Origin of the sequence: Streptomyces sp. T39, assembly GCF_008042045.1 — a bacterium.
Classification (GTDB): Bacteria; Actinomycetota; Actinomycetes; order Streptomycetales; family Streptomycetaceae; genus Streptomyces.
This window is the reverse complement of sequence record NZ_RDBP01000037.1, coordinates 836,400-860,789: the sequence shown is the minus strand read 5'-3', so window position 1 is coordinate 860,789 and position 24,390 is coordinate 836,400. Positions and strand designations below refer to the sequence as shown.

Sequence of the window (24,390 nt, the reverse complement as noted above, 5' to 3'; positions counted from 1 at the left end):
ACGGGCAGATACTAGCGGGCCCGCAGGGCCTGTTCACCGGCGGTGCGCATGGCCTCGGCCGGCACCGGCGAGATGCCCGTCATCTGCTCGCACTGGAGCACCGCCTGGTGGACCAGCAGATCCAGACCGCCGACGACGGCACCGCCGCGTTCCGCCCACGCCGACGCCAGGCGCGTGGGCCACGGCTCGTACAGGACGTCGAACAGGGTGCCGGGCCGCGAGGGCGCCGCGGCCGCCAGGGCGTCGGTCGTGCCCGCCGGCGTGGTGGCCACCACCAGGGGTGCGGACAGCGCCTCGGCGGCGTCCGCCCAGTCCGCGACCGTCACGTCGACACCGAGCCGCTCGCCCCAGCCGCGCATCTCGGCCGCCCGGGCCGCGCTGCGGACGTAGGCGGTGACCGGACCGGTGCACAGGCGCGACAGTGCGGCCAGCGCGGAGGACGCGGTGGCCCCGGCGCCGAGCACGGCGGCGGATTCCACCTTCTCCACGCCCCGCTCGTGCAGAGCGGCGATCATCCCCGGGATGTCGGTGTTGTCGCCGGTCCTGCGCCCGTCCTCGGTGAAGACCAGGGTGTTGACCGCCTCCACCGCGGCGGCGGTCTCGCTGATCTCGTCGAGCAGCGGGATGACGGCGCGCTTGAGCGGCATCGTCAGCGACAGGCCCGCCCAGGTCTCGTCGAGGGAGGCGACGAAGCCGGGCAGCGCCGCCTCGTCGACGTCGAACCGCTCGTAGGTCCGGCCTTCCAGGCCCATGGCGGCGTAGGCGGCGTTGTGGAGCACCGGGGAGAGCGAGTGGGCGACGGGCGAGCCGAGCACGGCGGCCCGTCGCGCCCCGGGCCTAACTGGCATTGAACTTGTCCTTCAGCTTCAGGAACTCGGCATGGGTCTTGGCGAACTCCGTCACCTTCATGCCGTCCGTGGCGACGAAGTACATCCAGCCGTCGTCCGTCGGATTGAGCGCCGCGGCGATGGCGTCGTTGCCCGGGTTGCTGATGGGCCCGGGCGTCAGGCCCCGCTGGGTGTACGTGTTGTACGGGTCCTGGTTCTTGTTGATCTCCGCCTCGGAGATGTCGATGTTGCTCTCGCCCTTGAGGTAGTTGAAGGCCGAGTCGAACTGGAGCAGCTGGTTGGTCTCGGTGTTGGTCGGCTTGAGACGGTTGTAGACGACCTCGGACATCTTGCGGAAGTCGTCGTGCGTCTTGCCCTCGACCTGGACGAGGCTGGCGAGCGTCAGCAGTTCCCAGGGGCTCTCCAGACCGAGCCCCTCGGCCTTGTCCTCGAGGCCCGCCTTCTCGTACTCGCTGTTCGCCCTGGCGACCATCTTCTTCAGGACGGCCTCGGGCTTGGTGCCCTTGGCGACGGGATAGGCGGCCGGGAAGAGGAAGCCCTCCAGCGGGTCCTTCACATCGGCATGGCCCTTCGCCCATTCGGGCAGTCCGAGCGAGTCCGCGTTCTTCTCGGCGACGTCGGCGGTGGTACCGGCCTCCAGGCCGAGACGCTTGTCGATGTCGGCGTAGATCGTCGCGTTGCGGCGGCCCTCGGCGATGATGAGGTTGTTGCGGCTGGCGTCGCTGAGCATCAGCTCCACCGCGCTCTTCGCCGACATCTCCTTCTTCAGGAGGTAGCTGCCGTCCTGGATGGAGCGGCCCTTGGGGTTGTCGTTCTGCGCCTGGACGAAGGCGTCCACGCTCTTGACGACACCTTCGCGCTTGAGGATCTGGCCGATCATGGAGCCGGTCGCGCCCTTGGGGATCTCGACCGACACCTGGCCGGTGCCCGCTCCGGCGAAGTCCTCGACCTTCCCGCGGTCCTGCCAGAACTGGTAGCCGAAGTAGCCGATGCCGCCGAATCCGCCGACCAGGACCGCGGCGACCACCAGGCACGCCAGGCCGTTGCGGCCCTTCCGTTTACCGGCTCCGCGGCCGCCGCCGGAGCGGGGCTCGTCGTCGTACCCGTCGTCGTCGCCGTCGTCGCCACCGTCGCCGTCGTGGCCGCCGTCACCGCGCCGTGCCTGCTCACGGCCGCGTGCCCGGCTCTCGCCGCGACGGCCGGGGCCGGTGTCCTCACCCGTGAAGAACGGGTGGTCCTCCTCCTGCTCGGCCTCCCGGTCCCAGTCGACGGCGGGTTCCGGTTCGGGCTGCTGCCGGCCCCGGCGGCCGGGGGGCTCGGGCGGGGGGTACGCCTCGGGCGTGGCGTAGTAGTCGGCCTCCTGCCGGCTGCCGTAGCCCGGGGGGTGGGCTCCGTAGCCGCCGGTCTGGTCGGTGCCGTAGGGCATCGCCGCCTGCTGACCGGTGTCCCAGGCGGGGTCGTACCCCTGGTTGCCGTACTGCTGCTGGTCGTACTGCGCGCCGCCCTGCTGGTGCTGCTGGTGCTGCTGGTGCTGCTGGTGCTGCTGGTCGTACGGCTGAGCGCCGTACCGGCCCTGACCGCCGTACTCGCCGCCGCCCTGGGTGCCGTACTGCTGCCCGCCGTACTGCTGCTGCCCGTACGGGTCCTGGCCGCCGTACTGCTGCTGCTGCGCGTACGGGTCCTGGGAGCCGTACTGCTGCGGGTGACCGCCCTGCTGGGGGTCGTGCGGGCCGTACTGCTGGTGCTGCCCCTGCGGATACTGCTGGGACTCACCGGTGTACGGAGCGTGACCTTCGGTGGACTGCCGGCCTCCCCATCCCTGGTCCCCGTACAACGGGTCCTCGGGATGCCACGGTTCGGAGCCGGGGCCCCGGCCATACTCAGTCATCGATCCCCTAGGGCCGCGAGACGGCGAAGACGATCCGCCTCTTCTCTGTGCGGCAGCTGTTCGAACACGGCCGCATTGCGCGGAACGTTACCGTATCGCGATCAGACAATCGTTTCGACGCCCTCGCCCGGGGGCCGGCCCGACACCCGTTCGGACTCCAGGGCGTTCTGCAGGATCACCACGGCGGCGGCCTGGTCGACGACGGACCGGCCCTTCTTCGCCTTCACGCCCGACGCACGCAGTCCCTGAGTGGCCGTCACCGTCGTCATCCGCTCGTCGACCAGACGCACCGGCACCGGCTTGATGCCCTGGGCCAGTGTTCGGGCGAAGCTGCGGACCTTCCTGGCGGCCGGCCCCTCCGTACCGCTGAGCGAGCGGGGCAGCCCGACCACGACCTCGATGGGCTCGTACTCCTCGACCAGCTGCCGCAACCGCCGGTGGGCGGCCGGGACGTCGCGGCCCGGGACGGTCTCCACGGGTGTGGCGAGCAGCCCGTCGGGGTCGCACGAGGCCACCCCGATCCGGGCGTCCCCGACGTCGACGGCCAGCCGTCGCCCTCTGCGCATGGCGCTCACTTCCCGTTCCCCGCCGCGGCCCGGGCCGTCCGGACGCGCGCACGGAGGTTCCGTGCGCGCGTCCGGACGCGCCGCGGGTCGGCGGCCGTGCTCACGCGGTCTCGGCGACAAGGCGCTCGACGGCGGCGATCGCGTCGCCGATGGCGTCCGGGTTCTGGCCGCCGCCCTGGGCGACGTCCGGCTTGCCGCCTCCGCCGCCGCCGAGGGTCTTGGCCGCGGTGCGGACCAGGTCGCCCGCCTTCAGCCCGCGCTCACGGGCGGCCTCGTTGGTGGCGATGACCGTCAGCGGGCGGCCGTTCGCCGTGGTGAAGACGGCCACGACGGCCGGACGGTCGCCCGGGATGCGGCCGCGGACGTCGAGCACCAGCTTGCGCAGGTCGTCGGCGGAGGTGCCGTCGGGGACCGTGCCGGTCACCAGGGCCACACCGCGGACGTCCCTGGCGCCCTCGGCGAGGCCGGCGGCCGCACCCAGCACCTTCTCGGCGCGGAACTTCTCGATCTCCTTCTCGGCGTCCTTCAGCTTGCCGAGCATGGCGGCGATCTTCTCCGGGAGCTCCTCGGAGCGGCCCTTCACCAGCTCCTGGAGCTGGGCCACGACCGTGTGCTCCTTGGCGAGGAAGTTGTACGCGTCGACGCCGACGAGGGCCTCGACACGGCGCACGCCGGAGCCGATGGAGGACTCGCCGAGCAGCTTCACCAGGCCGAGCTGCGAGGTGTTGCCGACGTGGGTGCCGCCGCACAGCTCCTTGGAGAAGTCGCCGATGGTCACGACGCGCACCCGCTCGCCGTACTTCTCGCCGAACTCGGCGATGGCGCCCTGCTTCTTGGCCTCGTCGATGCTCATGACCTCGGCGTGGACGTCGAGTTCACGCGAGAGGACCTCGTTGATCTTCTGCTCGACGTCGGTGAGGACCGTACCGGGGACGGCGTTCGGCGACCCGAAGTCGAACCGGAAGCGGCCCGGGGAGTTCTCCGAGCCGGCCTGGGCGGCCGTCGGGCCGAGGGCGTCGCGCAGGGCCTGGTGGGTCAGGTGGGTGGCGCTGTGGGCGCGGGCGATGGCCCGGCGGCGGCGCACGTCGATGGCGGCGTGGGCCGCGGCGCCGACGGTGACCTCGCCGACCTGGACGACACCCTTGTGGACGCTGACGCCGGGGACCGGCTGCTGCACGTCGCGGACCTCGATGACCGCGCCGGAGTCCAGCCGGATGCGGCCCTGGTCGGCCAGCTGGCCGCCGCCCTCGGCGTAGAACGGGGTGCGGTCGAGGACGACCTCGACCTCGTCGCCCTCGGACGCGGCCGGGGAGGAGACACCGTCGACGAGCAGGCCGACGACGGTGGACTCGCCCTCGAGGGACGAGTAGCCGGTGAACTCGGTGGTGCCCGAGTTGTCGGCGACCTCGCGGTAGGCGGAGAGGTCCGCGTGGCCGGTCTTCTTGGCCTTGGCGTCGGCCTTGGCCCGGTCCCGCTGCTCCTTCATCAGGCGGCGGAAGCCGTCCTCGTCCACGGACAGGCCCTGCTCGGCGGCCATCTCCAGGGTGAGGTCGATCGGGAAGCCCCAGGTGTCGTGGAGCAGGAACGCCTTGTCGCCGGCGAGCACCGTGCCGCCCGCGGCCTTGGTCTCGGTGACGGCGGTGTCGAGGATGTTGGTGCCGCCCTTGATGGCCTTGAGGAAGGCGGACTCCTCGGCCACGGCGACGGTCTCGATGCGGCCGCGGTCGGTGACCAGCTCCGGGTACTGCCGGCCCATGGTGTCGATCACGACGCCGACGAGGTCCTTGACGACCGGGCCCGTGGCGCCCATCAGGCGCATGTTGCGGATGGCGCGGCGCATGATGCGGCGCAGGACGTAGCCGCGGCCCTCGTTGCCGGGGGTGACGCCGTCGCCGATGAGCATGGTGGAGGTGCGGATGTGGTCGGCGACCACGCGCAGCGAGACGTCGGAGCCGGGCTCGGCGCCGTAGCGGACGCCGGTCAGCTCGGTGGCCTTGTCCATGACGACGCGCAGGGTGTCGGTCTCGTACATGTTCTGCACGCCCTGCAGGATCATCGCGAGGCGTTCCAGGCCGAGACCGGTGTCGATGTTCTTGCTCGGCAGGTCGCCGAGGATCGGGAAGTCCTCCTTGCCGTCGCCGGCGCCGCGCTCGTACTGCATGAAGACCAGGTTCCAGATCTCCACGTAGCGCTCGTCGTTGACGGCCGGGCCGCCCTCCTCGCCGAACTCCGGACCGCGGTCGTAGTTGATCTCGGAGCACGGTCCGCAGGGGCCGGGGACGCCCATCGACCAGAAGTTGTCCTTCTTGCCGAGGCGCTGGATGCGCTCGGCCGGGACGCCGATCACGTCGCGCCAGATCTGCTCGGCCTCGTCGTCGTCGAGGTAGACGGTGATCCAGAGCTTCTCGGGCTCCAGACCGTAACCGCCCTTGTCCTGGGGGCTGGTGAGCAGCTCCCAGGCGAGCTTGATGGCGCCTTCCTTGAAGTAGTCGCCGAAGGAGAAGTTGCCGCACATCTGGAAGAACGTGCCGTGGCGGGTGGTCTTGCCGACCTCTTCGATGTCGGGGGTGCGCACGCACTTCTGCACGCTGGTGACGCGCGGTGCGGGCGGCTTGACCTCGCCGAGGAAGTAGGGCTTGAAGGGGACCATGCCCGCGGGGACCAGCAGCAGAGTCGGGTCGTCCGCGATGAGCGACGCCGAAGGGACGACGGTGTGGCCGCGCTCCTCGAAGAAGCTCAGCCAGCGGCGGCGGATTTCAGCCGACTCCATCAGTGGTCCTCATTCCGGTTGTACGAGGTCCCGGTGCCCGGGTCCTCGGTGGTGTTCTCGGTGGTGCGGCGGGGGTCGTCGTCCGTGGCGTGCAGGCGCGTCACGGGGGCGGGCCGGCCGGGTCCGACGGCCGGACGGCGGGTGGCCGGAGGCAGCCCGGAGCGGGCGTTCAGCCCGAGGGCCTCGCCGAGTTCGGCCTCGCGCTGCGCCATCTGCGCGCGGATGTCGACGGCGATGCCCTTGAGGCGGTGCCCCGCGTCGATCGCCTTGTCGGCCGCCTGCGCGGCGAGGCTCTCGGGGGTGAGCTGCTTCAGCTTGCGGTTGACCTTGGTGGTGGCCCACACGCCGGCGCCCACGCCCGCGGTGAACCAGAAGGTACGGCGGAACATGGAGCGTCAGCCTTTCCGCTTCTTGCGCCGTGCGCCCGGTACGGTCCGGCCGACGATCACGGTGCGACGGGTGTCCTCGGGCGGTGCGTCCTCGCCCTTGCGGCCCAGCGCCCGGCGCACGCCGTAGCCGAAGGCCGCGACCTTGACGAGGGGGCCGCCGAACGTCGAGGCCACGGTGGTGGAGAGCGCGGAGGCGTTGGAGGTGACCTCCTGGACGTCGCTGGCGATCGCGTCGACGCGGTCGAGCTGGGTCTGCGCGGAGCGGACCGCGCTCGACGCCTCGGCCAGCAGCGGGACGGCCTGTTCGGTCACGTCCGCCACGAGCCGGGTGGTCGCCCTGAGCGTCTGCGCCAGCCTCACCAGCACCACGGCGAGGAAGGACACCAGGATCGCCCAGAAGACGGCCACCAGGATCCCGGCAACCTCTCCACCGGTCACTGCGCACCGCTCCCTGAGTCGTCGTCCGGCACTGAATTGTCCGCGCCCCCGACCCTATCGCGCCCGGGGTGGCGCACCGTACCGGATTGCCGGGCCGCCGGGCGGCCCGGACGACGGGACGGTTGTACGCAGCGCACACGTCTCGGTACGCTGCGTGCGCTATGCGCTACCCCGGCCCCGGTGAACCCCACCGCCCCGCTCCACCGGCCCCGTGCGGCCTGCCCGCCGAGCTGAACGCCTTCGTCGGCCGGACCGACGAACTGGCCGCSGCGGCACGCGCGCTGGATGCCTCGCGGCTGGTCACGGTCGCCGGCCCGGGCGGTATCGGCAAGACCCGCCTGGCGCTGCGTGCCGCGGCGGCGCTGAAGAATCGGTACGGCGACGGCGTGCGGCTGGCCGAGCTGTCGCTGCTGCGGGACCCCCGGCTCGTGGCACACGCCCTGGTGCAGGCGATCGGCGTGACGGACCACACCGGCCGGCCCGCCCGTGAGGTGCTGCTGGAACACCTGGGCCCGGCCCGGCTGCTCCTCGTCGTCGACGGGTTCGAGCATCTGGTCGACACGTGCGCCCCCCTGCTCCGTGACGTCCTGCGCAACGCGCCGGGCGTCACGGTGCTGGCGGCGGGCCGCAGGCCGCTGAGGCTGGACGGCGAGACGGTGCTGCCGCTGGGGCCGATGTCCGAGGAGGACGCCGCACGGCTGTTCACCGTCCGGGCGGCCGGCACCGCGAGCGCCTGGCGGCCCGCGGAGGGGGACCCGGCACGGGTGCGGGAGCTGTGCCGGCGCCTCGACGGGGTCCCGCTCGCGCTGGAGCTGGCCGCCGGCAGGCTCCCCGCGCTCTCGCTGGAGCAGCTGCTGGACCGGACGGACGACCGGTTCGGGCTGCTGACCGGCGGCGTGCGGGGCGCGCTGCCGCGGCACCGGACGCTGCGCACGGCCGTCGGCTGGAGCCATGAGCTGTGCTCCCCGGCCGAACGGCTGCTGTGGGCACGGCTGTCGGTCTTCGCGGGCTCCTTCGACCTGGAGGCCGTCGAGTACGTCTGCAGCGGACCGGATCTGCCGGCCGGCACGGTGCTGGACGTGCTCGGCGAGCTGATCGCCCAGTCCGTGGTCACCCGCACGCAGGGCGCGGGCGGCGCCCGCTACCGGATGCTCGACACGGTGCGCGCCTACGGCGCCGAGTGGCTCGCCTCGCTCGGCGACACCGAGCGGCTGCGCAGCCGGCACCGCGACTGGTACATGGGGCTGGCCACCTGGTGCGAGCTGGAGTGGTTCGGTCCCCGGCAGGCGGACGTCGCGGCCTGCGCGGACGACGCCCTGCCGAATCTGCGGGCGGCCGTCGAGGTGTGTCTGGAGCGTCCGCACGAGGCGCACCTCGGGCAGCATCTGGCCGGCACCCTCTGGTTCTACTGGGCCGGGTGCGGACGGCTCGCCGAGGGACGGCACTGGCTCGACCGGGTCCTCGCGGAGGAGACGCCGTACGCGGACGCCCGGCTCAAGGCGCTGTGGGTGCTCGGGTACGTGGCCGTGCTCCAGGGCGACGACGCGGCGGCGGCCGCCGCGCTGCACGAGTGCGGCGAGGGCGCCGCGGCCGGCGGGAACGTGCTGGCCGGCGCGTACGCGACCCATCGCAAGGGCTGCCTCGCCCTGCTGTCCGACGACATGCCGCGTGCGGAGCGGCTGCTGCGCCGGGCGCTCGGGGACTACGACCGCGTGGGAGAGCTCAACAGCAACGTGCTGATGGGGCGGGTGGAGCTGGCCATGACCCTGGTCTTCCAGGACCGGCTGGCGGAGGCCGTCGCGGTGTGCGAGGACGTGCGGGAGGTGTGCGAGACGTTCGGGGAGCAGTGGACCCGCGCATACGCGCTGTACGTCCTGGCCTACGCGGCCTGGACGGCCGGTGAGCACGTTCGCGCCCGGGCGCTGCTCACCGAGTGCATCACCGTCGACCACCGGTTCAACGATCTGGTCGGACTGGTCCTCGCGATCGAGCTGCTGGCCCTGGTGACCGCGTCCGAGGGCGAACCGGCGGAGGCCGCGGTGCTCCAGGGCGCGGCGGCGCCCGTCTGGGACTCGGTGGGGGTCGCGGTCTTCGGCTCGGTCCACTTCGGGGCCCCGCGGGAGCTGTGCGCCCGGCGGACCCTGGAACAGCTGGGGGCGCGCCGGTACGAGGAGTGCGTGCGGACCGGCCGGGCCCTGCCGCTGGACGCGGCGGTGCGGCGGGCGCTCACGGCTCCCGAGCGGGTGCGCGTCTTCCGGGCCCGGCAGCGCACGGGACCGCCCCCGGACACGCGAGAGCCCGCCGGCCTCCCCACCGGGAAGGGTGGGGAAGCGGCGGGCTGAGGCGGTGTCCGGCGGTCTCCCGCCGGACACGGCACGCCTGGGCGGCGGGCCTCCCGGCTCTCACCGGGAGGTGTCCGGCCGGATCAGCGGGCGTAGTACTCGACGACGAGCTGCTCGTCGCAGATGACCGGGACTTCCTTGCGCTGCGGGTCGCGGTCCAGGCGGAAGGCCAGGGCCTTCAGGTTGACCTGGAGGTAGCGCGGGGTCTCGCCGTCGGCGGCGAAGCCACCCTCGCGGGCCACCTGGAAGAGGGCCTTCTCGCGGGAGCGCTCGCGGACCATCACGACGTCGTCGGGACGGACGCGGAAGGACGGCTTGTCGACCTTGCCGCCGTTGACCTCGATGTGGCCGTGGACGACCATCTGACGGGCCTGGTAGATGGTGCGGGCGATGCCCGAACGCAGGACCAGGGCGTCGAGACGGCGCTCGAGCTCGACGACGAGCGCGTCGCCGGTCTTGCCCTCGGCCTTCTTGGCGCGGTCGTAGGCGCGGGCCATCTGGCGCTCGCTGATGTCGTACTGCGCACGCAGGCGCTGCTTCTCGAGCAGACGGACCTTGTAGTCCGAGTTCTGCTTGCGGCCACGGCCGTGCTCACCCGGCGGGTAGGGGCGAGCCTCGAAGTACTTGACGGCCTTCGGCGTCAGGGCGATACCGAGCGCACGGGACTTCTTGACCTTGGGACGCGACTGGTTAGGCACGTTCTCCAGACCTCCGTAGTAGGTTAGGTTAGGCTTACCTTACTCAAGGAGATCGCATGTCTCGCCCTGGGAACACCAAGCGCATCACGGACAGCACGAAGAACGCCGACGCATCGTCGGACGTCGCGATGACGTCCGGCGTCGAGGTGACGGAGGTCCGATCAGCTCATGGTCAGCCGCGTCCCAGCGGGCTTGAAATCACTCGGATGCCGTCAGCAGCCGAACGCACACGAACTCTCGTACAGAGTACATGCTCAGCGGTGCTGCTCGTTCACGGAGTGGAGGCGGCCCGACCGGAGCAGCTCGCGCCGCAGGCCCGGGCGGTCGGTCCGGACGGCGAGGTGTACCTGCTCTTCTCCGCCGACTCCCCCGCCGTGCGCGCCGCCACCCACGCGGTCCACGACGAGCTGCCGGCCGTGCTGGAGATCACCGACGTCGCACCGGTCTCCGTCCCCCACCGTATCCGCGGCCGCGCCTGGGTCTCCGGCTGGCTGACCTGCGCCCCGGGGCTCGCCTCGGAACCCGGGGCCATGATGCTGCGACTGGAGGTCGGCGAGGCGAGCGTCGACGACCTCTGGGGCACCGGCGGCGTCGACCCCGAGGACTTCGCCGCGGCGGCCGTGGACCCGCTGGTGGCCCACGAGGCCGAGCTGCTCCAGCACCTCGCCGCCGCCCACGACGACCAGGTGCAGGGGCTGTGCGCCCTGCTCGGCGAGCGGGCGGCGGACACCGGCGGCCGGGGCAGGCGGGCGGTGCCGCTGGCGCTGGACCGGTTCGGGCTGCGGGTGCGGTTCACCGGGGAGCCGGCCTTCGACGCGCGGTTCGACTTCCCGGCGCCGGTACACGACGTCACGGAGCTGCGGCGGGCGATGCACACGCTGTTCGCGGCGGCGGGGTAGCGCGCCGGGGGCGCGCGGCACAAGGTGAGCCCGGGTGCCGCGACCACCGGGCCCGCAGCCGAACCACGGCGCGACCCGAGCGCGGCCCACGGGCCGGTCACCCCGCGCGAGGCCCGCTGAAGGGCCTCAGTCGCCCCGCAGCCGTTCGCGCACCTTCTCCACCACGTCCGCGTAGCGGGCCTCCGCGCCGTAGCGGGTCGGCTCGTAGTAGCGGCGGCCGCGCACCGCGTCCGGTGCGTACTGCTGTGCCGCGATGCCGCCCGGGACGTCGTGCGGATAGACGTAGCCCTGCGCATGGCCCAGCTTGGCGGCGCCCTTGTAGTGGCCGTCGCGCAGATGGGCCGGCACGGGACCGGCCATGCCGTTGCGGACGTCCTGCTGGGCGGCGGCGATGGCGAGCGTCGCCGCGTTGGACTTCGGGGCCAGCGCGAGGGCGATCGTGGCGTGGCTCAGCGTCAGCGCGGCCTCGGGGAACCCGATCATGGCCACCGCCTGGGCGGCCGCCACGGCCGTGGGCAGCGCCGTCGGGTCCGCCAGGCCGATGTCCTCGCTCGCGGAGATCATCAGACGGCGGGCGATGAACCGCGGGTCCTCCCCCGCCTCGATCATCCGTGCCAGGTAGTGCAGTGCCGCGTCCACGTCGGAACCCCGGATGGACTTGATGAGCGCGCTGGCGACGTCGTAGTGCTGGTCGCCGTCCCGGTCGTACTTCACCGCCGCACGGTCGACGGTCTCCTCGACCGTCGCCAGGGAGATCTCCTCCTCCCCCTTGTCGATGGCCGCTCCCGCGGCCGCCTCCAGAGCGGTCAGCGCCCGGCGTGCGTCGCCGCCGGCGATGCGCAGCAGATGGTCCCGGGCCTCGGGGGCGAGCACGACCGCGCCGTCGAGGCCCCGCTCCTCGGTGAGGGCGCGCTCCAGCAGGGCGGCGATGTCGTCGTCGGTGAGCGGTTCCAGGGTCAGCAGCAGCGACCGCGAGAGCAGCGGGGAGATGATCGAGAAGTACGGGTTCTCCGTGGTGGCCGCGATCAGGGTGACCCAGCGGTTCTCCACGGCGGGCAGCAGGGAGTCCTGCTGGGCCTTGGAGAAGCGGTGGATCTCGTCCAGGAAGAGCACGGTCTCCCTGCCGTAACCGCCGGCGGCCCGGCGGGCGCCCTCGATGACCGCCCTGACCTCCTTGACGCCCGCGGTGATCGCGGAGAGCTCCACGAACCGCTTGTCCGTGGCCTTGGAGACGACGTACGCGAGGGTCGTCTTTCCGGTGCCCGGCGGGCCCCAGAGGATCACCGATGAGGCACCGGCGCGGCCGTTCGCCCCGTCGCCGACGAGGCGGCGCAGGGGTGAGCCCGGCTTCAGCAGATGCTGCTGCCCGACGACCTCGTCCAGGGTGCGCGGGCGCATCCGCACGGCCAGGGGGCTGCTGGTCGGGTCGGTCTCCTGGCGCTCTTCGGCAGCGGCGGTGAACAGGTCGGGTTCCACGCTGTGAAGCCTATGCCAGGGGACCGACAGCCCCGTGCGGCCGGGTCAGGAGGTCCAGAAGTCCCACCAGCGGGTCAGGACCAGCATCCCGATCACGCCGATGTGCAGGACGGGCAGGACCCAGGTGAACTCGCCGAAGAAGGTGCGCAGGCCGGCCGGCGCGGGCAGCACGCCCCGGCGCACGTTGTGGGAGGTGACGTACCAGAACATGACGATCGTGCCCGCCCAGGCGAGGCAGCACCACAGGCACAGGGCGTTGATCTCGTAGAGCGACTGCTGCATCAGCCAGGTGCAGAAGCCGACGCCGAAGAGGCAGCCCGCGTTCAGCCCGAGCCAGTACCAGCGGGCCCAGCGGGCGCCGGCCAGCAGCGCGACACCGATCGCGATCACCATCGAGTAGGTGACCAGGCCCAGCATCGGGTTGGGGAACCCGAAGACCTCGGCCTGCTCGCTCTTCATGATGTTCCCGCACGAGACGACCGGGTTCAGACTGCACCCCGGGGTGAAGCCCGGATCCTCCAGCAGCTTGAACTTGTCGATCGTGATCACCCACGCGGCCAGCAGCCCGGCCGCCCCGGTGACCACCAGCATCCACGCGAAGGCGCGGCTCGCCCCGATCCTGCCCCCGTCGGGTCGGTCCTGGGTGCCGGTGGGCACGTCGCGGGCTGCTGAAGAGGTCATGTCGCCGTTCCATCGTCTCGCCGGTGGCTGGAGCAGGGCCATTCTGCCCCACGGTGCCCCGCGGTCTCCGTTCGATCCGCATAAGGACCCGTGCCGGGTGACGGCCGCGTTCCCCCGCAACGGCGAAGGGGCTCCGGGCAGTTGACACCCGGAGCCCCTTCGCGTGGAGCGGTCAGGCCAGCTGCGCGCGCAGCTCGGAGACGACGGTCTCCAGCGGCACGGCCCGCTGCTCGCCGGACTCCATGTCCTTGAGCTGGACCACGCCCTCGGCGAGGTCGCGCTCGCCGGCCACCAGGGCGTACGGCGCCCCGGACCGGTTGGCGTTCTTCATGGCCCCCTTGAGGCCCTTGCCGCCGTAGCTGAAGTCCGCCGCCACACCGGCCCTGCGCAGCTCCGTCACCACGCCGAAGAGCACGCGGCGGGCCTCCTCGCCGAGCGGGACGGCGTACACGCTGGTGGACGCCGGGATGTCGAGGACGACGCCTTCGGCCTCCAGGGCGAGCACCGTGCGGTCCACGCCGAGGGCCCAGCCGACCGAGGGCAGGGCGGGCCCGCCGATCATCTCGGAGAGGCCGTCGTACCGGCCGCCGCCGCCCACCGCGGACTGGGAGCCGAGTCCGCCGTGCACGAACTCGAAGGTGGTGCGGGTGTAGTAGTCCAGTCCGCGGACCAGCTTCTCGTCGTCCTCGAAGGCGACGCCCGCCGCCGTGATCAGCGCCCGGACCTCCTCGTGGTACGCCTTGCAGGCGTCGCACAGGTAGTCGCGCAGCACGGGCGCCCCGGTCAGCTGCTTCTGGACGTCGGCGCGCTTGTCGTCGAGGACGCGCAGCGGGTTGATCTCGACCCGGCGGCGGGTGTCCTCATCGAGGTCGAGATCGCGCAGGAAGCCCTGGAGCGCCTCGCGGTAGACCGGACGGCACTCCTTGTCGCCGAGCGAGTTGAGCAGGATGCGGAAGTCGCGCAGCCCCAGGGAGCGGTACGCCTGGTCGGCCAGGATGATCAGCTCGGCGTCGAGAGCCGGGTCCTCGGCGCCGATCGCCTCGGCGCCCACCTGGGAGAAGTGGCGGTAGCGGCCCGCCTGCGGGTTCTCGTAGCGGTAGTACGAGCCGGAGTACCAGAGCTTCACCGGCAGGTTGCCCGCCTTGTGGAGGTTGGCCTGGAGGGCGGCGCGCAGCACCGATGCGGTGCCCTCGGGGCGCAGCGCCAGACGGTCGCCGCCCTTGGTCTCGAAGGCGTACATCTCCTTGGAGACGATGTCGGTGGACTCGCCGACGCCGCGCGCGAAGAGCTCGACGTTCTCGAAGCCGGGCGTCTCGACGTACCCGTAGCCGGAGTTCTTCAGCGGGGTGGAGATCGCGTCGCGGACCGCCAGGAAGGCGGCGGAGCGCGGCGGGATCAGGTCATAGGTGCCCCGGGGGGCCTGGAAGGTGTTCACGTCGGAATCTCGTCACATTCCTCGTCGGGGAGCGGGCTGGGTGCTCCCGGGGCCGGAGGCCACCTCGCGCAGATACGGGTTGGAGGCGCGCTCACGGCCGATGGTCGTCTGGGGGCCGTGGCCGGACAGCACCACGGTCGAGTCGTCGAGCGGCAGGCACACCCGGGCCAGCGAGGCGAGCATCTCGTCCATGTCGCCGCCGGGCAGGTCCGTGCGTCCGATGGAGCCGGCGAACAGCAGGTCGCCCGAGAAGAAGACGGACGGCACGTCCGCGGCCTCGGGCATCCGGAAGGTCACCGACCCCTTGGTATGGCCGGGTGCGTGCGCGACGGAGAACTCCAGACCGGCCAGGCTCAGCGCGGCGCCGTCGGCGAGCTCCTTGACGTCGTCGGGCTCCCCGACCGTCAGTTCGCCCATGAGCGGCATGCCGATGGAGCGGCCGAGGGCCTTCTCCGGGTCGCTCATCATGTACCGGTCGGCGGGGTGGATCCACGCCGGCACGTCGTGCGCGCCGCAGACGGGGACGACGGAGGCGACATGATCGATGTGCCCGTGGGTGAGCACGACGGCGACGGGCTTGAGCCGATGCTTCCTGAGCGTCTCCTCGACACCCTGGGCGGCCTGGTGGCCGGGGTCGATGATCACGCACTCCTCGCCTGCGGCCGGGGCGACCAGGTAACAGTTGGTCCCCCAGGCTCCGGCGGGGAACCCGGCAATAAGCACGTTCGTCCTCAGTTCGGTCGTCGAGAGGCATGTGGCGGGACCGGCGGGCGGCCGGTCCGTGCCGATCACAGCTGCTCAGAGCCTACCGGCGCTCCTCCATCCACAGCCAACCCGTATACCGTACGGGGCAAGCTCGGCGGTCAGCATCACGCGACGTGCTCAGCACCCGCGGCGTACGGCCCTGTTTCGACGTCCACGAACCATGTCCACGAACTACAAGGAGAAGACCCGGTGGTCAGCAGCGATCAGCGGCGGCGGCAGCTCGCCCGGGAGAAGTTCGAGCGCCAGCAGCAGCGTCGGGAGAAGGCTCGGAAGAAGGCGAAGCAGCGCAACACGGTCATCGCGGCCGTGATCGCCGTGGTCCTCGCCTCCGGCGGCGCCGTGTACGCCGGGGTGAGCCTGGGCGGGGGCGACAAGGACGACAGCGCCTCGCCCTCCGCGGAGAACTCGCCGAGCCCCGAGCCGTCGCAGACGGAGAGCAAGGCTCCCGAGCCGGAGATGGCGATCGACAAGAAGGCCAAGTACACCTTCGCGATCGAGACCAACGAGGGTGCGATCAGCATCGCGATGGACGCGGCGAAGACCCCGCACACCGTGAACTCGTTCAAGTCGCTCGCGGACAAGGGCTACTTCGACGGGACCAAGTGCCACCGCCTGACCACGCAGGGCATCTTCGTGCTCCAGTGCGGCGACCCGAAGGGCGACGGCACCGGCGGCCCCGGCTACACCATCCCCGACGAGAACCTGACCTCGCTCGGCAAGGCCGGCGCCGACGGCTCGGTGACGTACCGGGCGGGCACGGTGGCGATGGCCAACACCGGCCAGCCGGGCACCGGCGGCAGCCAGTTCTTCCTGGTGTACAAGGACACCAAGCTGCCGCCGTCGTACACGCCGTTCGGCACGCTCGACGCGAAGAGCCTGAAGGTCGTCGAGGCGGTCGGCAAGGCCGGCGTGGAGGGCGGCGCCACCGACGGGGCGCCCAAGAAGCCGGTCACCATCGAGAAGGCCACCGTCCCGAAGGTGTGAGCCGGGGAATTCGGCCGCGCTGAGTGCGGACAGCCGGGCGGCCGGTCGCCTAGATTGGCGTTGTGCAGCGCGGACTGGATGCGCGTTGCGTACGGCGGGCGGGACCCGTCAAGGAAACTGTGGACGATGCCCGGGGGACCACTCCCCCGCGGACATCAGGTTGAGGAGGCGCTGTGAGCAGCGACCCGTGGGGCCGCGTCGACGAGACGGGCACCGTGTACGTGCGTACTGCCGAGGGCGAGCAGGTCGTCGGTTCGTGGCAGGCCGGGACTCCCGAGGAGGCTCTGGCCTACTTCGAGCGCAAGTACGAGGGCCTGGTGGTCGAGATCGGCCTCCTCGAGCGCCGGGTGAAGACCACCGATCTGTCGGCGAAGGACGCCCAGACCGCGATCGACCACCTGCGCCAGCAGGTGGACGAGCACCACGCGGTCGGCGATCTCGCCGCGCTGCGCGTGCGGCTGGACGCGCTGGTGGCGACGGTGGACAAGCGCCGCGAGGAGCGCAAGGTCCAGCGCGCCAAGCAGAGCGACGAGGCGCGCAAGTCCAAGGAGGCGCTGGTCGCCGAGGCCGAGGAGCTGGCGCAGAGCGAGCAGTGGCGGGCCGCGGGTGAGCGGCTGCGGGCACTGGTGGACACGTGGAAGGGCCTTCCCCGGCTCGACCGCAAGTCCGACGACGAGCTGTGGCACCGCTTCTCGCACGCGCGCTCGGCGTTCTCCAAGCGGCGCAAGGCGCACTTCGCGTCGCTGGACGCGCAGCGCGAGGAGGCCCGCCGGACCAAGGAGCGGCTGGTCGCCGAGGCCGAGGCACTGTCCGGTTCGACGGACTGGGGCCCGACCGCGGCCGCCTACCGCGACCTGATGGCGCAGTGGAAGGCGGCGGGCCGCGCCCAGCGCGAGGCCGAGGACGACCTGTGGAACCGCTTCCGCGGCGCCCAGGACGTCTTCTTCGCCGCGCGCAGCGGTGTCTTCGCCGAGCGGGACGCGGAGCAGGGCGAGAACCTCAAGCTCAAGGAGGAGCTCGCGGCCGAGGCCGAGAAGCTCGTCCCGGTGACGGACCTCAAGGCGGCGCGTGCCGCGTTCCGGGCCATCAACGAGCGCTGGGAGGCCATCGGCCACGTGCCGCGCGACGCCCGTCCGAAGGTGGAGGGCCGGATGCAGGCGGTGGAGCGTGCCCTCCAGGAGTCCGAGGAGAACGAGTGGCGCCGTACGAACCCGGAGGCGCGTGCGCGTGCCGCGGGTCTGACGGGGCAGCTCCAGGCGGCCGTCGACAAGCTGCGTGGGCAGATCGACGCGGCCCGCGCCTCGGGCAACAACGCCCGCGCCGACAAGCTCTCCCGGGAGCTGGAGGGCCGGCAGGCGCTGCTGGACCAGGCGCTGAAGGGCCTGGAGGAGTTCGGCGGCTGAGCCGTCCGCTCGTCACGGAGCCCCGGCGGTGATCCCACCGCCGGGGCTCCGGCCGTTCAGGGGGCCTCTCGGCCCCGCGGCCTACGGCCGCCGGGCCGAGGTGACGCGGTAGACGTCGTAGACGCCCTCCACGCCGCGCACGGCCTTGAGGACGTGGCCGAGGTGCTTGGGGTCGCCCATCTCGAAGGTGAAGCGCGAGGTGGCCACGCGGTCGCGCGAGGTCTGGACGGCCGCGGACAGGATGTTGACGTGCTGGTCGGACAGGACGCGGGTGACGTCGGAGAGCAGCCGGGACCGGTCCAGCGCCTCGACCTGGATGGCGACCAGGAAGACGGAGGACTGGGTGGGCGCCCACTCGACGTCGAGGATGCGCTCGGGCTGCTGGGAGAGCGAGTCGACGTTGACGCAGTCGGCACGGTGCACGGAGACGCCGCTGCCCCGGGTGACGAATCCGATGATCGGGTCGCCGGGGACGGGCGTGCAGCAGCGGGCGAGCTTGACCCAGACGTCCTCGACGCCCTTGACGACGACGCCGGGGTCGGCGCTGCCCCGCCGCTTGGAGCGGCTGCGGGACGGCGGCGTCGACTCGGCGATGTCCTCGCTGGCGGCCTCCTCGCCGCCGAGCGCCTGCACCAGCTTCTGGACGACGCCCTGGGCCGCGACATGGCCCTCGCCGATCGCCGCGTAGAGCGAGGAGATGTCCGGGTAGCGCATCTCGTGGGCGAGGGTGACCAGGGAGTCCCCGGTGAGGATCCGCTGGATCGGCAGGTTCTGCTTGCGCATCGCGCGGACGATGGCGTCCTTGCCCTGCTCGATGGCCTCGTCCCGGCGTTCCTTGGAGAACCAGGCGCGGATCTTGTTGCGGGCGCGGGGCGACTTGACGAAGCCGAGCCAGTCGCGGGAGGGGCCCGCGCCTTCCGCCTTGGAGGTGAAGACCTCGACCAGGTCGCCGTTGTCCAGGGTCGATTCGAGCGGCACCAGGCGCCCGTTGACCCGGGCGCCTATCGTCCGGTGGCCGACCTCGGTGTGGACGGCGTACGCGAAGTCCACCGGTGTGGCGCCGGCGGGCAGGGCGATGACGTCGCCCTTGGGTGTGAAGACGAAGACCTCGTTGCGCGACAGGTCGAACCGCAGGGACTCCAGGAACTCGCCGGGGTCCTCGGTCTCCTTCTGCCAGTCGAGCAGCTGGCGCAGCCAGGCCATGTCGTTGACGGTGTCCTGGCCGGCGCTGCCCTTGGCGGCGCGCGGGACGTCGGTGCGCACCTTGGAGGTGCCGGCGACGGTCTCCTGCTTGTACTTCCAGTGCGCGGCGATGCCGTACTCGGCACGCCGGTGCATGTCGAAGGTGCGGATCTGGAGCTCGACGGGCTTGCCGTTGGGTCCGATGACCGTCGTGTGCAGGGACTGGTACATGTTGAACTTGGGCATCGCGATGTAGTCCTTGAACCGCCCGGGAACCGGGTTCCAGCGGGCGTGGACCGTGCCCAGCGCCGCGTAGCAGTCACGGACCGTGTCGACGAGGACGCGGATGCCGACCAGGTCGTAGATCTCCGCGAAGTCCCTGCCGCGGACGATCATCTTCTGGTAGACGCTGTAGTAGTGCTTCGGCCGTCCGGTCACGGTGGCCTTGATGCGGGCGGCCCGCAGGTCGGACTGGACCTCGTCGGTCACTATGGCGAGGTACTCGTCGCGCTTGGGGGCCCGCTCGGCGACCAGACGCACGATCTCGTCGTACATCTTGGGGTAGAGGATCGCGAAGGCGAGGTCCTCCAGCTCCCACTTGATGGTGTTCATGCCCAGCCGGTGGGCCAGCGGGGCGTAGATCTCCAGCGTCTCGCGGGCCTTCTTCTCCTGCTTCTCCCGCTTGAGGTAGCGCATGGTGCGCATGTTGTGGAGGCGGTCGGCGAGCTTGATGACCAGGACCCGCGGGTCCTTGGCCATGGCGACGACCATCTTGCGCACGGTCTCGGCCTGCGCGGCCTCGCCGAACTTCACCTTGTCGAGCTTGGTGACACCGTCGACGAGCAGGGCGACCGAGTCCCCGAAGTCGCGCCGGAGCTGGTCCAGGCCGTACTCGGTGTCCTCCACCGTGTCGTGCAGCAGGCCCGCCATCAGCGTCGCCGGGTCCATGCCGAGCTCGGCCAGGATGGTGGTGACGGCCAGCGGGTGGGTGATGTACGGGTCGCCGCTCTTGCGCTTCTGTCCCCGGTGCCAGCGTTCGGCGACCTGGTACGCCTTCTCGACCTGGCGCAGCGTGGACGTCTCGATCTTCGGGTCGTTGCTGCGCACGATCCGCAGCAGCGGCTCCAGCACGGGGTTGTACGGCGACGAGCGCTGCACGCCCAGGCGGGCGAGGCGGGCGCGCACCCGGTTCGACGAACCGCCGGTGCGGGTGGCCGCGGCCGGCGGCACGGGCTTGGGCGCGGAGACGGGCACGGGGCCCGTGCGCTCCGGAACGGCGGGCTGCGCCTTCCGGGCGGGCTGGGCCTCGGGCACGGCAGGGGCTGCCGCGGGCTTGTCGGCCTTCTGGCCGGGCTGCGCGGCGGCGGACTGGGCCTCGTCTGGCAAGGGCACTCCTCGTGCGGTTCCGGGTCCCCGGTCAGGCCCGGAAAGCCCATGGTATCGACCCGGCCGGACCGGTGCGCACGAGGCGGTGGCGCCGGTCCCGTGTCCGCCCTCCGGGTGAGGCCCGGGACACGGAAGGTGCCCCGGGGAGATCTCCCCGGGGCACCTTCGGTGTGCCTGTGCGCGTGTGGCGTCAGAGCGTGATGAGGGCGTCCAGCGGAGCCCCGCGCAGGGCCGCTTCGAGGCGGGCCCGCCCTCCGAGGAAGGCGAGCTCCATCAGGACCGCGACGCCCGCGACGTCCGCGCCGGCCCGCCGGATCAGGTCCAGCGACGCCTGTGCGGTGCCGCCGGTGGCGAGGACGTCGTCGATGACCATGACGCGGTCGCCCGCGCCGAGGTCCTCGGCGTGCACCTCGATCTCGGCGGTGCCGTACTCCAGCTCGTACGCCTGGGACAGCGTGGCTCCGGGCAGCTTGCCCGCCTTGCGGACGGGGACGAAACCGATGCCGGAGCGGACCGCGACCGGCGCGGCGAGGATGAAGCCGCGGGCCTCGAGCCCGACGATCTTCGTCGCGCCGTACCGCTCGCAGAGCCCGCCGAGGGCGTCCGTGAGCGCCGTGAAGGCGACGGGGTCGGCGAGCAGCGGCGTGATGTCCTTGAACACCACTCCCGGCTTCGGGTAGTCGGGTACGTCCCGGATCCGGCCGAGCAGCAGCTCGCGGGTGTCCGCGGCGGTCATCGGCGCCTGCCCGACGGGCGGCCGCGGCCACGGCCGCGCTGGCCCACCACGGCGCCCGCGGCCGCGGGGGCCGCGTCGTCGTCGGCCGGCCCGTCGCCGTCGTGGTCGGCGTCCTCGCTGCCCGGCTCCGTCTCGCCCTTGGCCGCGGCGGCCGCGCGCTTGGCGAGGACCCGCTTCTTGAGGGCCTTCATCTGCGGCTCGCGCTCCTTGAGGTCGGCGACGAGCGGCGTGGCGATGAAGATCGAGGAGTAGGCACCGGCGGCCAGGCCGACGAACAGCGACAGCGAGATGTCGTTCAGCATGCCGGCGCCGAGGACACCGCCACCGATGAACAGCAGGCCCGCGACCGGGAGGAGCGCGACGACCGTGGTGTTGATGGAACGCACCAGGGTGCTGTTGATGCTGCGGTTGGCGACGTCGCTGTACGTCCAGCGGGTCTGCTTGGTGATGTCCTTCGACCCCTCCTTGAGGGAGTCGAAGACGACCACGGTGTCGTAGAGCGAGTAACCGAGGATGGTCAGCAGACCGATCACCGTGCCCGGGGTGACCTCGAAGCCGACCAGGGCGTACACACCGACGGTGATGGTGATGTCGTGGATCAGGGCGATCAGGGCGGCGACGGCCATGCGCCACTCGAAGGCGATCGCGAGGTAGATCACCACCAGGAACATGAACACGCCGAGGCCCGTCCACGCCTTGTTGGCGATCTGCTCGCCCCAGCTCGGGCCCACCAGCTCGGCGTTGATCCTGTCCCGGTCGACGCCGAACTCCTCGGCGAGCTGCGTCTGCACCTTGTCGGCCTGCGCGGTGTCCAGCTCGCTGACCTGGATGCGCATACCGCCGGTGCCGAGCTCCTGGACGATGGCGGGGTGGCCCGAGGCCTCCTCCGCCACCTCCTGCGCCTGGGAGACCGAGACCTCGGCCTTGGGCGTGGTGAAGACCGCGCCGCCCTTGAACTCGATGCCCATGTTGAGGCCGCGCACCGCGAGGCCGACGATGGCGGTGATCGTGATCAGGATCGAGACGCCGTACCAGATCCTGCGCTTGGCGACGAAGTCGTATCCGACCTCACCGCGGTAGAGACGGGCGCCGAGGTTGCCGAGTCGGGACATCTCACGCCTCCTTCGGGTCGGTGGGGACGGACACACGGCGGGACCGGCGCAGCGGGGGCTTGGCGCCGAGTCGCTTCGGGTCGAGGCCGGACCACGGGTGGCCCTCCGCGAAGAACTTCCGGCGGGCGAGGATCGTCATCACCGGCTTGGTGAAGAAGAAGACCACGACCACGTCGAGCAGGGTCGTCAGACCGAGGGTGAAGGCGAAGCCCTGCACCTTTCCGACGGTCACGACGAACAGCACCGCGGCGGCGAGGAACGACACGAAGTCGGAGACGAGGATGGTGCGCCGGGCGCGCGGCCAGGCACGCTCGACGGCCGGACGCAGGGTGCGGCCCTCGCGGATCTCGTCCCGGATGCGTTCGAAGTAGACGATGAACGAGTCCGCGGTGATGCCGATCGCGACGATGGCGCCGCAGACCGCGGGCAGGTTGAGCGCGAAGCCGATGCCGGGGCCGAGCAGGGCCATGATCGTGTAGGTGAGGACCGCGGAGACCATGAGGCTCAGGATCGCGATCAGCGACAGGCCGCGGTAGTAGACGACCAGGTAGATCACGACGAGCGCGATGCCGATGGCGCCGGCGATCAGACCGGCCTCCAGCTGCTCGCCGCCGAGCGCGGCGGTGACGGTGGTGACGCTCTGCTCCTCGAAGGTGAGGGGCAGGGCACCGTAGGACAGGATGTTGCCCAGGTTCTGGGCGGAGTCCTGGGTGAAGTCACCGGTGATCTCGGCGCTGGCGCTCAGCGTCTGGTTCACCTGCGGGGCCGAGACCACTTCGCCGTCGAGGACGATGGCGAACTGGTTCATCGGGGGCTGCTGCTGCGAGAGGCGGCTGGTGATCGTGGAGAACTTCTTGGCGCCCTTGTCCGTGAACTCCATCGTGACCTTCCACAGGCCACGCTGCTGGTCGAGCTCACCCTTGGCGTCGTCGACGTCCTTGCCGTCCACCTCGGCCGGGCCGAGGATGTACTTCTCCCACTGGTCGGCGCCGTTCTTGCCGCAGGCCACGGTGGTGTCGCCGGGCTTGACGTTGTCGCCGAGCGTGCCGCGGACCTTGGCGTTCGAGCAGTCCAGTTCGGTGAACTTCTTCTGGAGCGCGGCGGTGGCCGGGTCGCTCGACGGGTCCGGCGCCGGGGTGTCGGACGGCGCAGGGGACCCGGAGGCCTTCGGCTCGCCGGAGCCCGAGGGCGACGGGCTGGCGGCCGGGGCCTTCAGGCCCTCGGTGACCGCACGGCCCTGGGTGGTCGCGGAAGGGGAGGGTGAGCCGGAGGGCGCGTTGGCCTCGGGCTTGTCCGTCGCCTTGTCGCCGTCCGCGGGCTTCTTGGACTCCGAGGCGCTCGGGCTGGGGCTCGCGGGCGGCTGCTCCTGGTTCGGGGCGCCCGCCGCGACCGTCAGCACCGGCCGGAAGTAGAGCTGGGCGGTGGTGCCGACCTGCTCCCGGGCCTGCTGGGAGTTCGTCCCCTTGGGGATGTTGACGATGATGTTCCGGTCGCCCTGGGTCTGAACCTCGGCCTCGGAGACACCCAGACCATTGACACGGCGTTCGATGATGCCGACCGCGGTGTTCATGTTGGTCTCGTTGATGGCGTTCGGGGCGCCCGGCTGATTCTTCGCCTCGAGCGTGATGGTCGTACCGCCCGCCAGGTCGATGCCCAGGCGCGGCGTGAGCTGACCCGCCCAGAACATGCCGCCCGTGAGCGCGACCATGGCGATCAGGATCAGAGCCAGGGCGCGCCCGGGCTTCCCCTGAGACCCCGTGGGCCTTCGGCCCCTGTTCGGTGCTGCCACCTTCTCGTTTCTCCCTGTCCAACCGCCCCGGCGCCGGGTGTGCGCCGCGGCGGCCACGAAGTGTTGTGGGGCCTGCCCCCGGGTTGCGTCGGCACGACCCGGGGACCGCGCGGCGCCTGTGCGCCGCGGCGGTCCCCGATCATGACTACTTCGCGTCGCCCTCGCCGTCGGCCTTGCCGTCCTTGGTCTCGGCCTCGTCGGCGGCGTCCTTCTTGCCCAGGTCGACGCGGTCGCCGTCGGCGGGCGCGTCGTCGGAGCCGGCGGTCAGCGAGGAGGCGTCGTCCGGGACGACCGTGGCGCCGTCGTCGTGGGACTCGTCGTCACCGTGGACGATGCGGTTGTACTCCTCGTCGGAGAGCACGGCGCCGACGGCGTTCTTGCCGAAGACGAGGTGCACGCCGGGCGCCGCCTCGAGGAGGACCGTGTCGTCGTTGACCTCCTTGACGGTCGCGTACATGCCACCGATGGTCCGCACTCCGGTGCCGGGCTGCATCGAGTCGCGCATGTTCGCGGCCTGCTGCTGCTTCTTCTTGGCGGAGCGGGTCATCAGGAACATGGCCCCGATGAGCACGATGAAGGGGAGGAGGGTCAAGATATCCACGG

At 71.6% G+C, this 24,390-nt stretch carries 20 protein-coding genes; 4 read left to right on the top strand and 16 right to left on the bottom strand.

Annotated features, from left to right (window positions below):
* Nucleotides 1-11: 11 nt before the first annotated feature.
* The 6 genes from EAO77_RS26435 to EAO77_RS26410 all read right to left on the bottom strand — a co-directional run bounded on the left by EAO77_RS26435 (nucleotide 12) and on the right by EAO77_RS26410 (nucleotide 6,899).
* Nucleotides 12-848 carry a shikimate dehydrogenase gene (locus tag EAO77_RS26435; RefSeq protein WP_147990765.1) on the bottom strand — a complete coding sequence of 279 codons (837 nt, stop codon included), beginning with the start codon at nucleotides 846-848 and terminating at the stop codon, nucleotides 12-14.
* Nucleotides 838-2,736, bottom strand: coding sequence for an endolytic transglycosylase MltG (gene mltG, locus EAO77_RS26430; protein WP_147990764.1), 1,899 nt, complete (start codon nucleotides 2,734-2,736; stop codon nucleotides 838-840). The genes EAO77_RS26435 and mltG overlap by 11 nt, the downstream gene beginning before the upstream one ends.
* Before the next feature lie 101 nt (nucleotides 2,737-2,837).
* Nucleotides 2,838-3,302 (bottom strand): Holliday junction resolvase RuvX, encoded by a 465-nt coding sequence (ruvX, locus tag EAO77_RS26425; RefSeq protein ID WP_147990763.1) that lies wholly within the window; start codon nucleotides 3,300-3,302, stop codon nucleotides 2,838-2,840.
* Nucleotides 3,303-3,402: 100 nt separating this feature from the next.
* Nucleotides 3,403-6,072, bottom strand: a complete 2,670-nt coding sequence (gene alaS, locus EAO77_RS26420) for an alanine--tRNA ligase (RefSeq protein WP_147990762.1) — start codon at nucleotides 6,070-6,072, stop codon at nucleotides 3,403-3,405.
* The gene (locus tag EAO77_RS26415; protein WP_147990761.1) at nucleotides 6,072-6,461 is read right to left on the bottom strand and encodes a hypothetical protein; all 390 of its coding nucleotides are present in this window, start codon (nucleotides 6,459-6,461) and stop codon (nucleotides 6,072-6,074) included. The genes alaS and EAO77_RS26415 overlap by 1 nt, the downstream gene beginning before the upstream one ends.
* Before the next feature lie 6 nt (nucleotides 6,462-6,467).
* Nucleotides 6,468-6,899: a DUF948 domain-containing protein gene (locus EAO77_RS26410; RefSeq protein ID WP_147990760.1), complete on the bottom strand. Its 432-nt coding sequence runs from the start codon at nucleotides 6,897-6,899 to the stop codon at nucleotides 6,468-6,470.
* 161 nt (nucleotides 6,900-7,060) lie between these two features.
* Here EAO77_RS26410 and EAO77_RS26405 point away from each other — a divergent pair, with 161 nt between their 5' ends.
* Nucleotides 7,061-9,241, top strand: coding sequence for an ATP-binding protein (locus tag EAO77_RS26405; protein ID WP_147990759.1), 2,181 nt, complete (start codon nucleotides 7,061-7,063; stop codon nucleotides 9,239-9,241).
* Nucleotides 9,242-9,324: 83 nt separating this feature from the next.
* On the opposite strand, the gene rpsD is transcribed toward EAO77_RS26405, so the two are convergent.
* Nucleotides 9,325-9,939, bottom strand: a complete 615-nt coding sequence (gene rpsD, locus EAO77_RS26400; RefSeq protein ID WP_147990758.1) for a 30S ribosomal protein S4 — start codon at nucleotides 9,937-9,939, stop codon at nucleotides 9,325-9,327.
* Nucleotides 9,940-10,145: 206 nt separating this feature from the next.
* Between rpsD and EAO77_RS26395 the strand changes: the two genes are divergently transcribed.
* The gene (locus EAO77_RS26395) at nucleotides 10,146-10,838 is read left to right on the top strand and encodes a DUF2470 domain-containing protein (protein ID WP_147991042.1); all 693 of its coding nucleotides are present in this window, start codon (nucleotides 10,146-10,148) and stop codon (nucleotides 10,836-10,838) included.
* Nucleotides 10,839-10,964: 126 nt separating this feature from the next.
* Here EAO77_RS26395 and EAO77_RS26390 read toward each other — a convergent pair whose 3' ends face one another.
* From EAO77_RS26390 to EAO77_RS26375, 4 genes are all read right to left on the bottom strand, one after another.
* Nucleotides 10,965-12,314 (bottom strand): replication-associated recombination protein A, encoded by a 1,350-nt coding sequence (locus tag EAO77_RS26390; RefSeq protein ID WP_147990757.1) that lies wholly within the window; start codon nucleotides 12,312-12,314, stop codon nucleotides 10,965-10,967.
* Nucleotides 12,315-12,359: 45 nt separating this feature from the next.
* Entirely contained in the window at nucleotides 12,360-12,995 is a 636-nt protein-coding gene (locus EAO77_RS26385) for a vitamin K epoxide reductase family protein (protein WP_187283407.1), read from the bottom strand.
* A 172-nt stretch (nucleotides 12,996-13,167) separates the two neighbouring features.
* A complete protein-coding gene (gene hisS, locus EAO77_RS26380; RefSeq protein ID WP_147990755.1) occupies nucleotides 13,168-14,430 on the bottom strand; it encodes a histidine--tRNA ligase in 1,263 nt (420 codons plus the stop codon).
* Nucleotides 14,431-14,442: 12 nt separating this feature from the next.
* The gene (locus EAO77_RS26375) at nucleotides 14,443-15,153 is read right to left on the bottom strand and encodes an MBL fold metallo-hydrolase (RefSeq protein WP_147990754.1); all 711 of its coding nucleotides are present in this window, start codon (nucleotides 15,151-15,153) and stop codon (nucleotides 14,443-14,445) included.
* Nucleotides 15,154-15,384: 231 nt separating this feature from the next.
* Here EAO77_RS26375 and EAO77_RS26370 point away from each other — a divergent pair, with 231 nt between their 5' ends.
* Nucleotides 15,385-16,179, top strand: a complete 795-nt coding sequence (locus tag EAO77_RS26370) for a peptidylprolyl isomerase (protein ID WP_147990753.1) — start codon at nucleotides 15,385-15,387, stop codon at nucleotides 16,177-16,179.
* 173 nt (nucleotides 16,180-16,352) lie between these two features.
* Nucleotides 16,353-17,582 (top strand): DUF349 domain-containing protein, encoded by a 1,230-nt coding sequence (locus tag EAO77_RS26365; RefSeq protein ID WP_147990752.1) that lies wholly within the window; start codon nucleotides 16,353-16,355, stop codon nucleotides 17,580-17,582.
* 81 nt (nucleotides 17,583-17,663) lie between these two features.
* Here the strand turns inward: EAO77_RS26365 and EAO77_RS26360 are convergent, their stop codons facing one another.
* The 5 genes from EAO77_RS26360 to yajC form a co-directional block, all read right to left on the bottom strand.
* Nucleotides 17,664-20,150, bottom strand: coding sequence for a RelA/SpoT family protein (locus tag EAO77_RS26360; RefSeq protein WP_147990751.1), 2,487 nt, complete (start codon nucleotides 20,148-20,150; stop codon nucleotides 17,664-17,666).
* 190 nt (nucleotides 20,151-20,340) lie between these two features.
* Entirely contained in the window at nucleotides 20,341-20,886 is a 546-nt protein-coding gene (locus EAO77_RS26355) for an adenine phosphoribosyltransferase (protein WP_147990750.1), read from the bottom strand.
* Nucleotides 20,883-21,998 carry a protein translocase subunit SecF gene (gene secF, locus EAO77_RS26350; RefSeq protein ID WP_147990749.1) on the bottom strand — a complete coding sequence of 372 codons (1,116 nt, stop codon included), beginning with the start codon at nucleotides 21,996-21,998 and terminating at the stop codon, nucleotides 20,883-20,885. The genes EAO77_RS26355 and secF overlap by 4 nt, the downstream gene beginning before the upstream one ends.
* 1 nt (nucleotide 21,999) lies before the next feature.
* Nucleotides 22,000-23,787 (bottom strand): protein translocase subunit SecD, encoded by a 1,788-nt coding sequence (gene secD / locus EAO77_RS26345; RefSeq protein WP_147990748.1) that lies wholly within the window; start codon nucleotides 23,785-23,787, stop codon nucleotides 22,000-22,002.
* Between the two features lie 145 nt (nucleotides 23,788-23,932).
* Complete coding sequence (yajC, locus tag EAO77_RS26340) at nucleotides 23,933-24,388, bottom strand: preprotein translocase subunit YajC (protein ID WP_147990747.1); 456 nt, start codon at nucleotides 24,386-24,388, stop codon at nucleotides 23,933-23,935.
* Nucleotides 24,389-24,390: the final 2 nt, after the last annotated feature.

Coding starts and splice junctions, on each gene's coding strand:
- EAO77_RS26435 (WP_147990765.1), bottom strand. CDS start 848: ATGCCAGTTAGGCCCGGGGCGCGACGGGCCGCCGTGCTCGGCTCGCCC.
- mltG (WP_147990764.1), bottom strand. CDS start 2,736: ATGACTGAGTATGGCCGGGGCCCCGGCTCCGAACCGTGGCATCCCGAG.
- ruvX (WP_147990763.1), bottom strand. CDS start 3,302: ATGCGCAGAGGGCGACGGCTGGCCGTCGACGTCGGGGACGCCCGGATC.
- alaS (WP_147990762.1), bottom strand. CDS start 6,072: ATGGAGTCGGCTGAAATCCGCCGCCGCTGGCTGAGCTTCTTCGAGGAG.
- EAO77_RS26415 (WP_147990761.1), bottom strand. CDS start 6,461: ATGTTCCGCCGTACCTTCTGGTTCACCGCGGGCGTGGGCGCCGGCGTG.
- EAO77_RS26395 (WP_147991042.1), top strand. CDS start 10,146: ATGCCGTCAGCAGCCGAACGCACACGAACTCTCGTACAGAGTACATGC.
- EAO77_RS26385 (WP_187283407.1), bottom strand. CDS start 12,995: ATGACCTCTTCAGCAGCCCGCGACGTGCCCACCGGCACCCAGGACCGA.
- EAO77_RS26355 (WP_147990750.1), bottom strand. CDS start 20,886: ATGACCGCCGCGGACACCCGCGAGCTGCTGCTCGGCCGGATCCGGGAC.
- secF (WP_147990749.1), bottom strand. CDS start 21,998: ATGTCCCGACTCGGCAACCTCGGCGCCCGTCTCTACCGCGGTGAGGTC.